This window comes from Piscinibacter sp. HJYY11 (assembly GCF_016735515.1).
GTDB lineage: Bacteria > Pseudomonadota > Gammaproteobacteria > Burkholderiales > Burkholderiaceae_C > Rhizobacter.
In genome coordinates, this window is sequence record NZ_JAERQZ010000001.1 from 2,364,805 (window position 1) to 2,377,443 (window position 12,639).

Genomic DNA, 12,639 nt, shown 5'->3' on the forward strand with positions numbered 1-12,639 from the left:
GGGGTGGTCGCGTGCCCGCAAAAGAGCGTGGGCCATGGTAGCGCAGAGACCTTTTGACGCAGCGCAGCGGAAACAACTCGTTGCCCCGGGTGGTGACGAGTTGTGAGGTTTTTGGCGCTTGCCTCGACGTCACCGGCGCTGGCAATGCGGGCAGAAGAAGGTGGAGCGCTGGCCCTGCACGAGGCGGCGGATCGGCGTGCCGCACACAAGGCAAGGCAGGCCTTCGCGGCCGTACACCTGCGCTTGCAATTGAAACTCCCCGGCCATGCCATGGGCATCGCGGAAGTCGCGCAACGTGGAGCCGCCCAGCGCCAGCGCGCGAGCCAGGGTCTCGCGCACGGCGACGGCGAGCCGCTCGGCGCGCGGGCGGCTGAGGGTGTCGCTGCGCGTGCGCGGGTCGATGCCGGCGTGGAAGAGCGCTTCGCAGGCGTAGATGTTGCCGGCGCCGACGACGATGTCGCCGGCCAGCAGCGCAAGCTTCACTGCCACACGGCGGCGCTTCAACGCAGCGTGCAGGTAGGCGCCGTTGAAGGCGGCATCGAAAGGCTCGACGCCGAGGGTGGAGAGCAGTTGCCGGGCCATGCCGGTGTCGAGCCCGGGCGACCACACCACCGCGCCGAAGCGGCGGGGGTCGGTGAGGCGCAGCAGGCCGCGCGTCGTCGTGAGGTCGAAATGATCGTGCGTGCCATGAGGCGGCGCCTGGTCCTGGAACGCCAGCGAGCCCGACATGCCCAGGTGCATCAGCAGCCCGCCGGCGCTGAGCGGCAGCCAGAGGTATTTGCCACGCCGGCTCGCATCGCCCACCGTCTGGCCGACCAGGGCGTCGGGCTCACAGCCCAGCGGCCAGCGCAACGGTTTGCCGAGACGCACCGCGGTGACGCGGGCGCCCGAAATGCGGTGGGCAAAACTCTGGCGCGTGACCTCGACCTCGGGAAGCTCTGGCATCCGGGAATTATCGCGAGCGGAACGGGTCGGATGAGGCGACAAATCCCCCTTTGCCCGCACCGCGCCACCCTAGAATCGTTCGAGACCAAGGAGCCCTGCATGCCGTTTTCTCCCTCGTTTCCGCGCGCCGGCCTGGCCCTGGCGTGTGCGCTCCTGATGGCGCATGGCGCCCATGCACAGGACACGCCGACACCGGCCGAGCAGTCGGTCAACAACTCGGCGCTCGACGGCACGCTGTTCTACCAGCTGCTGCGGGGCGAACTGGAGCTGCGCTCGGGGCAGGTGCTGGAAGGGCAGAAGTTGCTGCTCGACGCAGCGCGCCGCTCGCGCAACGAGACGCTCTTCCGCCGCGCGACCGACCTGGCCCTGCACCAGCGGGCCTATGACCTGGCTTTGCAGTCGACCCAGTACTGGCGCACCGCCCTGCCCGAGTCGCTGGACGCCGCCCGCTACCAGCTGCAGCTGTTCCTTCATCTGAACCGGCCCAATGAAGCCCTCGAGCCGCTTCGCACCACGCTCCGGCTGACACCGGCGAACGAGCGCTCGGGCCTGATCCTCGCGCTGCCACGCTTCTTCGACCGAGAGGCCGACAAGGTGCAGGTGGCCAAGCGGCTCGAGCAGCTGCTGCAGCCATCGCTCAACAGCCCCGAAACCCGCACTGCGTCGCAGGTGACGCTCGGAGGCGCAGTACTCGCCGCCGGGGACATCGCTCGCGCCCACGAGCTCGCCAAGACGGCCCACGCCCAGGACCCGGCCTCGGAGTTGCCGGCGCTGCTGGCACTCGAGCTCATGAGCAAGCTGCCGTCGGCTGAAAGCCTCGTGCAATCGCACCTGCAGGCCAAGCCGGCGAGCAACGGCATCCGCTTGATGTATGCGCGCGTGCTCAACGGCGGCCAGCGCTATGCCGATGCCTTGCCGCAGCTCGAAGCCGTCACGAAGTCCGACAACGCGCCGCCCGGCGCCTGGCTCATGCTGGGAGCGCTGCACCTCGAACTCAAGCACCCGCGCGAGGCCACGGCAGCGCTGCAGCAATTCGTGCAACGGACCGAGGCGCTACCGCCCGCGCCTCCGGTGCAGGTGGTGCAGGACGACGAGGACGATCTCGCCGTCTCGTCGCCCGACCGCGGCCTGACGCAGGCCTACCTGTTGCTGTCACGCGCGGCCGAGCAGCAACGCGACTACGCCGCTGCAGAAGCCTGGCTCGCCAAGGTGACCGACGCGCAGCAGGCGCTCGAGGTGCAGTCGCACCGCGCGACGCTGCTCGCCAAGCAGGGCAAGGTGAAGGAAGCGCGCGATCTCATCCGCAACGTGCCCGAGAAGAGCCCCGAGGACCTCCGCGCCAAGCTGCTCGCCGAGGCGCAGCTGCTGCGCGAAGTCAAGCAATGGGACGAGACCAACAAGGTGCTCGCCGTGGCGAACCAGAAATTCCCGGACGACCCCGACCTGCTCTACGAGCAGTCGCTGATGCTCGAGAAGCTCAACCGTGTCGACGAGATGGAGCGGCTGCTGCGCAAGGTCATCCAGCTCAAGCCGACCCACCATCACGCGTACAACGCGCTGGGCTATTCGCTGGCCGAGCGCAATCTGCGCCTGCCCGAGGCGCGCGACCTCATCAAGAAGGCGCTCGACCTGGCGCCCGGCGAGCCTTTCATCACCGACAGCCTGGGCTGGGTCGAGTACCGGCTCGGCAACCGCGAGGAAGCGCTGCGCCTGCTGCAGCAGGCCTACAAGTCGCGGCCCGACGTCGAGATCGGCGCGCACCTGGGCGAAGTGCTCTGGATGAGCGGCCAGCGCGAGGAAGCCCGTCGCGTGCTGCGCGAGTCGCGCAACCGCGACCAGGCCAACGAGGTGCTGCAGGAAACCCTGGCCCGGCTGCGGGTGGACCTGTGAGACACCGCGCGTGGGCCTGCGTGCTGGCAGGCACGCTGCTGGGGGGCTGCGCCTCGGTGGGCCAGCAGGCGCCGGCCGGCTCGGCGACGCTGTCGGGCAAGCTGTCGGTGCGCGTGGACGCCACGCCCACCGCCCCGGCCCGCAGTGAAAGCGGCAACTTCGAACTCAAGGGCACGCCCGAAGCCGGCCAGCTCAACCTTTCGACGCCGCTTGGCACCGTGCTCGCCCAGGCCCGCTGGGCGGGGCACCGTGCCTGGCTGGCCACCTCGCAAGGCGAGACGGCCTATCCCGACCTCGACACGTTGACGCAAGAGATGCTGGGCGAGCGTTTGCCGGTCGCCGCCCTCTTCGACTGGTTGCGCGGCCGGCCCTGGCCGGGTGCCGCCAGCCGCAGCATCGACGGCGGCTTCGAACAGCTGGGCTGGCACATCGACCTTGCACGCTTCGGCGAAGGCTGGGTCGCCGCGCGACGGGCACAGCCCCCGGCCGTGCTGGTGCGCGCCCGCGTCGACCCGTCCTGACCATGCCCCTGACCGCCCTGTACGAGGTCGCAGCGCCGGCCAAGATCAATCTCTTCCTGCACGTCATCGGCCGACGGCCCGATGGCTATCACCTGCTGCAGTCGGTGTTCATGCTCATCGACTGGGCCGACACGCTGCACTTCGAGCGCCGCAGCGACGGCCGGCTCGCCCGCCATGATCTGGGCGCAGCCCTGCCCGCCGAAGACCTGTGCCTCAAGGCGGCCCGGGCGCTGCAGGCCGCCTCGGGGACGCCTTTCGGCGCCGACATCTCCATCGACAAGCAGGTGCCCTGGGGCGCCGGCATGGGCGGCGGCAGCTCCGACGCCGCAAGCACCCTGCTCGCCCTCAACCGCCTCTGGGGCCTGCACTGGCCGCTGCAGCGCCTGCTCGAGCTCGGCCTGACACTGGGCGCCGACGTGCCCTTCTTCCTGGGTGGCGACAACGCCTGGGTCGAAGGCATCGGCGAGCAGCTCACGCCGCTCGCCCTGCCGCGGCAATGGCTGGCGGTCGTGAAACCCGCCGCCAGCATCGAAACCCGCGCCATTTTCACGAGCCCCCTGTTGGCCCGGGATACCGAAGCTGCTATAGTCGCGGGCTTCCTTGTGAGGGCCGGCATAGATGCCTTGCAGGACGGCTTTGGGCACAACGACCTGCAGCCTCCCGCCGAGCACCATTGCCCAGAAGTGGCGCAAGCTGCTTCCCTGCTCAAGGCCCGCTTCGGCAACAGCCGCATGACGGGCTCAGGCAGCGCGGTGTTTGCAAGGGCAGGTACAGACGTTGCACCCAAGGCGACGCTTCCGGCGGATCTTCCGCCGGGCTGGGTGGGGCGGATGTGCCGCAGTCTGGGGCAGCATCCCTTGAAGGGATGGGCACCAACTGAGACAAGTTGAAGGTGGGCTGCGCAAGCAGTCGACCGGTGTAGGGGAGTCGCCAAGTTGGTTAAGGCATCGGATTTTGATTCCGACATCCGAGGGTTCGAATCCTTCCTCCCCTGCCAAATCTTTTGTGATTCCCGGTGCCGCGGGTGATGACCTGGCGGCACGCCGGGGCTGATGTGCAAGGGCGCCGTTGACAATGGCGACGACCCAATGAGCCTCGACGGAGGGAACGTGCTTTTCAATACCGTGCTGTTCACCGGGAATGCGAATCCTGCCCTTGCGCAGGAGATCGCCAGCAACCTCGGCATCGAACTCGGCAAGGCCCGCGTCGGCCGCTTCTCCGACGGCGAAGTCGACGTCGAGATCCAGCAGAACGTCCGCGCACGCGACATCTTCATCGTCCAGCCCACCTGCGCGCCGACGAATGAAAACCTGATGGAGCTGTGCATCATGGTCGACGCGCTCAAGCGCGCCTCGGCCCGGCGCGTGACGGCGGTGATCCCCTACTTCGGCTACGCCCGCCAGGACCGCCGCCCCCGCTCCACCCGCGTGCCCATCAGCGCCAAGGTCGTGGCCAACATGCTCGAGGCCGTGGGCGTCGAGCGCCTGTTGACGATGGACCTGCACGCCGACCAGATCCAGGGCTTCTTCAACATCCCCGTCGACAACATCTACGCCTCGCCGGTGCTGCTGTCGGACGTGCAGAACAAGCGCTACCGCGACCTCGTGGTCGTGTCGCCCGACGTGGGCGGCGTGGTTCGCGCCCGGGCCCTGGCCAAGCAGCTCGGCTGCGAGCTGGCCATCATCGACAAGCGCCGCCCGAAGGCCAACGTGTCGGAAGTGATGCACGTGATCGGCGAGATCGAAGGCCGCAACTGCGTGATCATGGACGACATGATCGACACCGCCGGCACGCTCGTGAAGGCGGCCGACGTGCTGAAGGAGCGCGGCGCGAAGAACGTCTATGCGTACTGCACGCACGCCGTGTTCTCCGGCCCGGCGATCGAGCGCATCAAGTCCTCGCAGCTCGACGAGGTCGTGATCACCAACACCATCCCGCTCAGCAACGACGGCAAGAAGTGCGACAAGGTGCGCCAGCTGTCGGTCGCGTTCCTGTTCGCCGAGACGATCCGCCGCATTTCGGACGGTGAATCGGTCACCTCGCTGTTCGCAGAGCAAAACAACAACTTTTAAGAACGAGAGCGGGTTCCTTGCGGAACCCTTCTTAGCCGCGGGCTTCGGCCCGTCTACCCCGAGGAGCCTGGTCGCGGGCACTCATCCATCATTGGAGTCATCATGAAATTCGTCGCTTTCGAGCGCACCAAGCAGGGGACCGGAGCGAGCCGCCGCCTGCGCAACGCCGACAAGGTGCCCGGCATTGTTTACGGGGCCGGAACGCCCACGATGATCGAACTCGATCACAACGCCCTCTTCCACGCGCTGAAGAAGGAAGCCTTCCACTCGACCATCCTCGAGATGGAACTGGCCGGCAAGACCCAGCAGGTGCTGCTGCGCGACTACCAGCTGCACCCCTTCCGCCAGATCGTGCTGCACGTCGACTTTCAACGCGTCGACAGCACCACCAAGATCACCAAGAAGATCCCGCTGCACTTCGTGAACGAGGAAAACTCGCCGGCCGTGAAGACCGACAAGTGCCTGGTCAACCACGTCGTGACCGAACTGCGCGTTCAGTGCCTGGCTTCGGCCCTGCCTGAGTACATCACCATCGACCTGGGCGAACTGGCCAAGGGCCAGTCCCTGCACGTCAGCGACCTGAAGCTGCCCGCCGGCATCACCGTCGTGACGCAAGGCAAGCCGAACCCGGTGATCGTCTCGACCTCGGTCATCGCAGAGGAAGAAGAAGCTGCGCCGGCCGCACCGACCGTGGCCGCCGCCCCCGCGCCGAAGGCCAAGAAGAGCGAAAAGCAGAACAAGAAGTAAGCCTTCCCACGAAGGCCTGGAAAGCCCCGCCAAGCGGGGCTTTTTTTCGTCCCTCCTTTTGGACGACAGCCTCATGCGGGATCGCGTCTTGCGGCCCGCTCTGGATAATCCGCCTCATCATGATTCGACTGCTGGTAGGCCTGGGCAACCCGGGCACGGAATACGAAGCCACCAACCACAACGCCGGGTTCTGGTGGATCGATGCGGTGGCGCGCGAGCTCAAGGTCACTCTGCAGCCCGAGCGCAGCTACTTCGGCCTCGTCGCGCGTGTGAACCGGCCGGGTGACCAAGGCCCGCTGTGGCTGCTGCAGCCGCAGACCTACATGAACCTGTCGGGCAAATCGGTGGCGGCGCTGGCGCGCTTCTTCAAGATTGCGCCAGACGAGATCCTGGTGGCACACGACGAGCTCGACCTGCTGCCCGGCCAGATGAAATTCAAGCGTGGTGGCGGCCATGCCGGTCACAACGGGTTGCGGGACATCCATGCACAGCTCGGCACCCCCGACTACTGGCGACTGCGCCTGGGCATCGGTCACCCGGGCGTGAAGGCCGAGGTGGTGGACTATGTGTTGCGCAAGCCCAAGCCCGAAGCACGCGACGCGATCCAGGACTGCATCGCCAAGACGCTGCCGGCACTCGACCTGATCCTCGCCGGCGAGATGGAGCGTGCCACGATGAAGATCAACGCCAAGCCGCCCCGGCCCAAGCCGCCGCGCCCCGAAGGACTGCCGCCAGCGCCCCCGAAGCCATGAAAACCGTTCTGCTCTTGCTCGCCTCAATCACCTGCGTTTCGGCGCACGCCCAAGCGGTCTATCGTTGCGGCGCCGACGGCCGGAGCTACTCGCAGGCACCCTGTGCCGAGGGCCGTGCGGTCGAGGTGAAGGACGAGCGCAGCGCACAGCAGCGCCGGGAAGCGATCGAGGTGGCCGAGCGCGACCGGGCGCTCGGCGACTCGCTGCAGCAAGACCGCCTCGTGCGCGAGTCGCAGCCGCGCGCGGGGGCCGGCAAGATCGATGGCCGCATCGGCTACGCCCGTGTGGCCCAGGTCGAGCCCGCGAAGAAAACCGGCGCGCCGAAGAAGAAGCGCTCGCCGAAGGCGCCAGGGGCGCGCGCTTAAGACGTGCTGGCGGCCTGCAGGCGCCGGTATTTGTCCCACAGCGATTCCTTGGACTCGATGTGGTTCGGGTCCACCGGAATGCAGGCGACGGGGCACACCTGCACGCACTGCGGCTCGTCGAAGTGGCCCACACACTCGGTGCAGCGCTTGGGATCGATCTGGTAGATCACCGGGCCGAGCGAGATGGCCTGGTTCGGGCACTCGGGCTCGCACACGTCGCAGTTGATGCAATCGTCGGTGATGAGGAGCGCCATGGCGGGTACTGCTTGGGGACAACGAGCGGAACTCAGGCCTTGGCGCTGACACGCGCCTTCAGCCGCTTGAGCACCGAGGGTGACACGAACTTGGAGACATCACCCTTCAAGGTGGCAATCTCGCGCACGAAGGTGCCCGACACGAACTGGAACTGATCGCTGGGCGTCAGGAACACGGTTTCCACCTTGGGCATCAGGTGGCGGTTCATGCCGGCCATCTGGAATTCGTATTCGAAGTCGCTGACGGCGCGCAGGCCGCGCACCACCACCTTGCCGCCGTGGTGGGTGACGAAGTCGCTCAAGAGGCCGTCGAAGGCGATGACCTCGACGTTCGGGTGCTTGACGGCGAGTTCGGTGGCGATTTCCAGCCGCTCTTCGAGCGAGAACATCGTCTTCTTGTGGTGGCCGGCCGCCACGGCCAGGATCAGGCGCTCGAAGAGCGTGCTGGCGCGGTGCATCAGGTCTTCGTGGCCCAGGGTCATGGGGTCGAAGGTCCCGGGGTAGACGGCGGTGAGGCGGGTGGCGGAGGTCAAGGCGCTTCCTTCCGTGGCACGTGGCGCGATGGGTGCGGTCAGTTTAGCCGGGCATGCCGCGCTGTATCAGGTGGTAGTGCACGGCGCCGGCCTTGCCATGGCGGTGCAAGCGCAGGCCAGGGCCCAGGAGGGGTCCGTCGAAGGCGCGGTCGGCTTCGAGGTAGATGAAGCCGTCGGGCACCACCAGGCGGGCGGCCGCCTTCAGGGCGGGCTCGAAGACGTTGGCGTCGAACGGCGGGTCAATGAAGACGAGTTCGAAGCTGTCCGGCGAACAACGCGCCATCCAGGCCAGGGCGTCGGCCACTTCGATGCGCACGGTTTCGGCCTTGAGGCGCTGCTGCACGGCGCGCAATCCATGCGCCAGGCGCGCTTCGCGCTCGATCAGCACGACAGCCTCGGCCCCGCGTGAGGCAGCCTCGAAACCCAAGGCGCCACTGCCGGCGTAGGCATCGAGGCAGCGCCAGCCTTGGAGGTCCTGGCCGAGCCAATTGAAAAGGGTTTCGCGGACGCGATCCGGTGTGGGCCGCAGCCCGGGCGCATCGGCCACCGGCAACTTGCTGCGCTTCCACTGCCCCCCGATGATCCGCACCTCGTGAGGTGCCTTGGCAGGCTTCACAGGCGAACCGGGATCCCGCGCCGTGCCATCAGCGCCTTGGCTTCGCCGACCGTGTGCTGGCCGTAGTGGAAGATGCTCGCCGCCAGCACGGCATCGGCATGGCCCTGCTGCACACCTTCGACCAGGTGCTCCAGGTTGCCGACGCCACCCGAAGCAATCACCGGCACCTCCACCGCATCGCTCACCGCACGGGTCAGCGGCAGGTTGAAGCCGATCTTGGTGCCGTCGCGGTCCATGCTGGTCAGCAGGATCTCGCCCGCGCCGTTCGCCACCATCTTCTTCGCCCACTCCACCGCGTCGAGGCCGGTGTTCTTGCGGCCGCCGTGGGTGTAGACATCCCAGCCCGAGCCGTCGTCACGGCCCTTGGCGTCGATCGCGACGACGATGCACTGCGCGCCGTACTTGTCGGAGGCATCGCGGATGACCTGCGGGTTGGCCACGGCCGCCGAGTTGAAGCTGACCTTGTCGGCTCCGGCGTTGAGCAGGCGCCGCACGTCGTCGACGGTGCGCACGCCGCCACCCACCGTGAGCGGGATGAAGACCTGCGAGGCCACCGCCTCGATCATGTGCAGGATCAGGTCGCGGTCGTCGCTGGTGGCGGTGATGTCGAGGAAGGTGAGTTCGTCGGCGCCCTGCTCGTTGTAGCGGGCGGCGATCTCGACCGGGTCACCGGCATCGCGCAGCTCGACGAAGTTGACACCCTTGACGACCCGGCCTCCGGTGACGTCGAGGCAGGGAATGATGCGCTTGGCCAGCATGGAGAAGAAGGCTCAGTCGGCCCCGTTGAGTTCGTCGGCGCGCTTCTGAGCCGCGGCGAAGTCGAGCGCGCCGGTGTAGATGGCGCGGCCGCAGATGACACCTTCGACGCCCTCGCCTTCGACGGCACAGAGCTTCTCGATGTCGGCAATGTTGGAGAGGCCGCCCGACGCAATCACGGGGATCGACAGCGCCTGCGCGAGCTTCACGGTCGCGTCGATGTTGATGCCCGAGAGCATGCCGTCGCGGCCGATGTCGGTGTAGATCACGCCTTCGACGCCGTAGTCCTCGAACTTCTTCGCGAGGTCGATGACTTCGTGACCGGTGAGCTTGCTCCAGCCGTCGGTCGCGACCTTGCCGTCCTTCGCGTCGAGGCCCACGATGATGTGGCCGCCGAAGGCGCTGCAGGCGTCCTTCAGGAAGCCGGGGCTCTTCACCGCGGCGGTGCCGATGATGATGAAGCTCAGGCCATCGTCGAGGTAGCGCTCGATGGTGTCGAGGTCGCGGATGCCACCGCCCAGCTGCACCGGGATCTCATCGCCCACCTCTGCCAGGATCGCCTTGATCGCCGGCTCATTGACCGGCTTGCCGGCAAAGGCGCCATTCAGGTCGACAAGGTGCAGTCGCCGCGCCCCGGCATCGACCCATCGCCGCGCCATCGCAGCCGGGTCTTCACCGAAGGTGGTGGATGCAGCCATGTCGCCCTGTTTCAGGCGCACACATTGGCCGTCTTTCAGGTCAATCGCAGGTATCAGCAACATGGCCGAAGGCAGTAGTGGTGGAGGAAGGGGAGGAGGGGTGCCCGGAGGGTGTATCGCAGATGACGCTTCAGCAGCGGATCAGGGGTTCCAGTGAAGGAAGTTGCGGTACAGCGCGAGACCGTGCTCAGCGCTTTTCTCAGGGTGGAACTGGGTGGCGAAAATGTTATCGCGTGCCACGGCGCTGGTAAAGCGCAGCCCGTACTCGGTCTCGCCGGCGCTGTGGCGCGGGTCCGACGGGCGGGCGTAGTAGCTGTGCAGGAAGTAGAAGTAGGCCCGGTCGGGGACGCCGGCCCACATCGGGTGCGGCTGGGCCTGGATCACTTCGTTCCAGCCCATCTGAGGCACCTTGTAGCGGCTGCCATCGAGCTGCAGCTGGCCTTGCAGCTGGAAGCGGAGCACTTCGCCAGCGATCAGGCCGAGACCGTCGCACGGGCCCTCTTCGCTGCGATCGAGCAGCATCTGCATGCCCACGCACACGCCCATCAGCGGCTTGCTGGCCGCCGCTTCGAGCACTGCCTCGGTGAGACCGGCGTCCTTCAGGCCGCGCATGCAGTCGTGGATGGCGCCCTGGCCTGGGAGGACCACACGCTCCGCCGCGCGGATGTCGTCGGCGCGTGCGCTTACCAACACGTCGACGCCCGAGCCCTGCGCCGCATGGATCACCGCCTGCGAGACCGATCGCAGGTTGCCGCTGCCGTGGTCAACGACCACCACCGTGCGTTTCATGTTCAAAGACTACCCTTCGTCGACGGGATAACGCCAGCCGCGCGTGGATCGATTTCCAGGGCCATCCGCAAGGCGCGTGCAAATGCCTTGAAGATCGTCTCGCACTGGTGGTGGGCGTTGTCGCCCTCGAGGTTGTCGATGTGCAGGGTCACGCCGGCGTGGTTGGAGAACCCCTGGAAGAACTCGTAGGCGAGCTGGGTGTCGAAGGCGCCGATCATGCCGCTCTTGAAGTTCACGCGCATGTGCAGCCCCGGGCGGCCCGAGAAGTCGACCACCACCCGCGACAGCGCCTCGTCGAGCGGCACGTAGGCGTGGCCGTAGCGGCGCAGGCCCTTCTTGTCGCCCACTGCCTTGGCCACCGCCTGGCCGAGCGTGATGCCCACGTCTTCCACCGTGTGGTGGCCGTCGATGTGCAGGTCGCCCTGGCAGTCGATGTCGAGGTCGATCAGCCCATGGCGGGCGACCTGGTCGAGCATGTGGTCGAAGAAGCCGATGCCGGTGACCAGCTTGGCGACGCCGGTGCCGTCCAGGTTGAGGGCCACACGGATCTTGGTCTCGTTGGTGTTGCGGGTGACGTCCGCGGTGCGGGAGGTCATGTCAGGTTCGCTTTCATCGCGTCGATCATCTGGTCATTTTCCTCGGGCGTGCCGACCGTCAGACGCAGGCAGCTGTCGAGCAGGGGGTGCATCCTGGAGACGTTCTTCACCAGCACCTTGCGTGCCTTCATGGCGGCAAAGAGCGCGGCGGCGTCGGAAACGCGGGTGAGGATCATGTTGGCTTCGCTCGGGTAGGGCGTCACACCGGGCATCGCCGCCAGCGCGGCGATCAACCGTGAGCGCTCGCTGCGCAAGATGCTTGCCTGACGGGCGAACTCGTCGTCGTGTTCCAGCGCGAAGAGTGCCGCCTCGGCATTGAGCACGCTCACGTTGTACGGCGGGCGCACCTTGTCGACCTGCTCGATCAGCGCCTTCGGGCCGAGCATGTAGCCCAGACGGATGCCGGCGAGGCCGAACTTGCTGAGCGTGCGCATCACGAGCACGTTTTCGTGCTTCGTCACGCGGTCGATGTAGCTGCGCGAGGCGAAAGGCTGGTAAGCCTCGTCGATCACCACCAGGCCCGGTGCCGCCTCGACGATGCGCTCGATGACGGCGTCATCGAACAGATTGGCGGTCGGGTTGTTGGGGTAGGCGATGTAGACGAGCGCCGGCTGGTGCTCCTGCATCGCGGCGAGCATCGCAACCTCGTCGAGCTCGAAATCGGCCCGCAGCGGCACGCCGACGAAGCGCAGGCCCTGCAGCTTGGCCGACATCTCGTACATCACGAAGCCGGGCAGCGGTGCGACGATGCTGGCGCCCGGCACGTCGCAGGCCATCGCCAAGAGGCTGATCAGCTCGTCGGAGCCGTTGCCGAGGATGAGGCCGAAGCCTTCGGGAAGACCCACATGCTTCGCCAATGCGCCGCGCAGGTCGTCTATACGCGACCCGGGATAACGGTTGATCGCCACCTCGGCCAGCCGCTCGCCCAGCGCCTGCCGCAAGGCCGGCGGCAGGCGGAACGGGTTTTCCATCGCATCGAGCTTGACCATGCCGGCACTCGGCTGGATGGCGTAGCCGTGCATGGACTGGACGTCCTGCCGGATGAAGCGCGCGATGACGGATTCGAGCTTGGATGACATGGTCTTGTCAGGAGGACGCCTTGAAT

At 67.0% G+C, this 12,639-nt stretch carries 16 protein-coding genes and 1 tRNA gene; 8 read left to right on the forward strand and 9 right to left on the reverse strand.

Features of this window, described 5'->3' with window-relative positions; all coding sequences use genetic code 11:
• Nucleotides 1–129 precede the first annotated feature (129 nt).
• Nucleotides 130–945: a bifunctional DNA-formamidopyrimidine glycosylase/DNA-(apurinic or apyrimidinic site) lyase gene (gene mutM, locus JI745_RS10775; protein WP_201806089.1), complete on the reverse strand. Its 816-nt coding sequence runs from the start codon at nt 943–945 to the stop codon at nt 130–132.
• 99 nt (nt 946–1,044) lie between these two features.
• Here mutM and JI745_RS10780 point away from each other — a divergent pair, with 99 nt between their 5' ends.
• The 8 genes from JI745_RS10780 (at nt 1,045) to JI745_RS10815 (ending at nt 7,292) form a co-directional block, all read left to right on the forward strand.
• Nucleotides 1,045–2,835, forward strand: coding sequence for a tetratricopeptide repeat protein (locus JI745_RS10780; protein ID WP_201806091.1), 1,791 nt, complete (start codon nt 1,045–1,047; stop codon nt 2,833–2,835).
• Entirely contained in the window at nt 2,832–3,356 is a 525-nt protein-coding gene (locus tag JI745_RS10785; protein WP_310738579.1) for an outer membrane lipoprotein LolB, read from the forward strand. The genes JI745_RS10780 and JI745_RS10785 overlap by 4 nt, the downstream gene beginning before the upstream one ends.
• Before the next feature lie 2 nt (nt 3,357–3,358).
• Nucleotides 3,359–4,246, forward strand: coding sequence for a 4-(cytidine 5'-diphospho)-2-C-methyl-D-erythritol kinase (ispE, locus tag JI745_RS10790; protein WP_201806093.1), 888 nt, complete (start codon nt 3,359–3,361; stop codon nt 4,244–4,246).
• Between the two features lie 30 nt (nt 4,247–4,276).
• Nucleotides 4,277–4,353 (forward strand) — tRNA-Gln (locus tag JI745_RS10795).
• Between the two features lie 91 nt (nt 4,354–4,444).
• Nucleotides 4,445–5,428: a ribose-phosphate pyrophosphokinase gene (locus tag JI745_RS10800; protein ID WP_201806095.1), complete on the forward strand. Its 984-nt coding sequence runs from the start codon at nt 4,445–4,447 to the stop codon at nt 5,426–5,428.
• Between the two features lie 102 nt (nt 5,429–5,530).
• Entirely contained in the window at nt 5,531–6,175 is a 645-nt protein-coding gene (locus tag JI745_RS10805; RefSeq protein ID WP_201806096.1) for a 50S ribosomal protein L25/general stress protein Ctc, read from the forward strand.
• A 119-nt stretch (nt 6,176–6,294) separates the two neighbouring features.
• Entirely contained in the window at nt 6,295–6,927 is a 633-nt protein-coding gene (gene pth, locus JI745_RS10810) for an aminoacyl-tRNA hydrolase (protein ID WP_201806098.1), read from the forward strand.
• On the forward strand, nt 6,924–7,292 hold the full coding sequence (locus tag JI745_RS10815) for a hypothetical protein (RefSeq protein WP_201806100.1): 369 nt from the start codon (nt 6,924–6,926) through the stop codon (nt 7,290–7,292). The genes pth and JI745_RS10815 overlap by 4 nt, the downstream gene beginning before the upstream one ends.
• On the opposite strand, the gene JI745_RS10820 is transcribed toward JI745_RS10815, so the two are convergent.
• The 8 genes from JI745_RS10820 to hisC form a co-directional block, all read right to left on the reverse strand.
• Nucleotides 7,289–7,546, reverse strand: a complete 258-nt coding sequence (locus JI745_RS10820; protein ID WP_201806102.1) for a YfhL family 4Fe-4S dicluster ferredoxin — start codon at nt 7,544–7,546, stop codon at nt 7,289–7,291. The genes JI745_RS10815 and JI745_RS10820 overlap by 4 nt on opposite strands.
• 32 nt (nt 7,547–7,578) lie before the next feature.
• On the reverse strand, nt 7,579–8,079 hold the full coding sequence (gene coaD / locus JI745_RS10825; protein WP_201806104.1) for a pantetheine-phosphate adenylyltransferase: 501 nt from the start codon (nt 8,077–8,079) through the stop codon (nt 7,579–7,581).
• Between the two features lie 43 nt (nt 8,080–8,122).
• Nucleotides 8,123–8,695, reverse strand: a complete 573-nt coding sequence (rsmD, locus tag JI745_RS10830; protein ID WP_201806109.1) for a 16S rRNA (guanine(966)-N(2))-methyltransferase RsmD — start codon at nt 8,693–8,695, stop codon at nt 8,123–8,125.
• Nucleotides 8,692–9,453: an imidazole glycerol phosphate synthase subunit HisF gene (gene hisF, locus JI745_RS10835; protein ID WP_201806111.1), complete on the reverse strand. Its 762-nt coding sequence runs from the start codon at nt 9,451–9,453 to the stop codon at nt 8,692–8,694. The genes rsmD and hisF overlap by 4 nt, the downstream gene beginning before the upstream one ends.
• Nucleotides 9,454–9,465: 12 nt before the next feature.
• Complete coding sequence (gene hisA, locus JI745_RS10840; protein ID WP_201806113.1) at nt 9,466–10,212, reverse strand: 1-(5-phosphoribosyl)-5-[(5-phosphoribosylamino)methylideneamino]imidazole-4-carboxamide isomerase; 747 nt, start codon at nt 10,210–10,212, stop codon at nt 9,466–9,468.
• Between the two features lie 78 nt (nt 10,213–10,290).
• Nucleotides 10,291–10,938, reverse strand: coding sequence for an imidazole glycerol phosphate synthase subunit HisH (gene hisH, locus JI745_RS10845; RefSeq protein WP_201806115.1), 648 nt, complete (start codon nt 10,936–10,938; stop codon nt 10,291–10,293).
• Between the two features lie 2 nt (nt 10,939–10,940).
• Nucleotides 10,941–11,534: an imidazoleglycerol-phosphate dehydratase HisB gene (gene hisB / locus JI745_RS10850; RefSeq protein ID WP_201806117.1), complete on the reverse strand. Its 594-nt coding sequence runs from the start codon at nt 11,532–11,534 to the stop codon at nt 10,941–10,943.
• Nucleotides 11,531–12,613 (reverse strand): histidinol-phosphate transaminase, encoded by a 1,083-nt coding sequence (hisC, locus tag JI745_RS10855; protein ID WP_201806119.1) that lies wholly within the window; start codon nt 12,611–12,613, stop codon nt 11,531–11,533. The genes hisB and hisC overlap by 4 nt, the downstream gene beginning before the upstream one ends.
• Nucleotides 12,614–12,639 lie beyond the last annotated feature (26 nt).

What these genes read in the sequence shown, in the direction of transcription:
- mutM (WP_201806089.1), bottom strand. Translation starts at nt 945, where the DNA reads ATGCCAGAGCTTCCCGAGGTCGAGGTCACGCGCCAGAGTTTTGCCCAC.
- JI745_RS10780 (WP_201806091.1), top strand. Translation starts at nt 1,045, where the DNA reads ATGCCGTTTTCTCCCTCGTTTCCGCGCGCCGGCCTGGCCCTGGCGTGT.
- ispE (WP_201806093.1), top strand. Translation starts at nt 3,359, where the DNA reads ATGCCCCTGACCGCCCTGTACGAGGTCGCAGCGCCGGCCAAGATCAAT.
- JI745_RS10800 (WP_201806095.1), top strand. Translation starts at nt 4,445, where the DNA reads ATGAGCCTCGACGGAGGGAACGTGCTTTTCAATACCGTGCTGTTCACC.
- JI745_RS10805 (WP_201806096.1), top strand. Translation starts at nt 5,531, where the DNA reads ATGAAATTCGTCGCTTTCGAGCGCACCAAGCAGGGGACCGGAGCGAGC.
- pth (WP_201806098.1), top strand. Translation starts at nt 6,295, where the DNA reads ATGATTCGACTGCTGGTAGGCCTGGGCAACCCGGGCACGGAATACGAA.
- JI745_RS10815 (WP_201806100.1), top strand. Translation starts at nt 6,924, where the DNA reads ATGAAAACCGTTCTGCTCTTGCTCGCCTCAATCACCTGCGTTTCGGCG.
- JI745_RS10820 (WP_201806102.1), bottom strand. Translation starts at nt 7,546, where the DNA reads ATGGCGCTCCTCATCACCGACGATTGCATCAACTGCGACGTGTGCGAG.
- hisF (WP_201806111.1), bottom strand. Translation starts at nt 9,453, where the DNA reads ATGCTGGCCAAGCGCATCATTCCCTGCCTCGACGTCACCGGAGGCCGG.
- hisA (WP_201806113.1), bottom strand. Translation starts at nt 10,212, where the DNA reads ATGTTGCTGATACCTGCGATTGACCTGAAAGACGGCCAATGTGTGCGC.
- hisH (WP_201806115.1), bottom strand. Translation starts at nt 10,938, where the DNA reads ATGAAACGCACGGTGGTGGTCGTTGACCACGGCAGCGGCAACCTGCGA.
- hisB (WP_201806117.1), bottom strand. Translation starts at nt 11,534, where the DNA reads ATGACCTCCCGCACCGCGGACGTCACCCGCAACACCAACGAGACCAAG.
- hisC (WP_201806119.1), bottom strand. Translation starts at nt 12,613, where the DNA reads ATGTCATCCAAGCTCGAATCCGTCATCGCGCGCTTCATCCGGCAGGAC.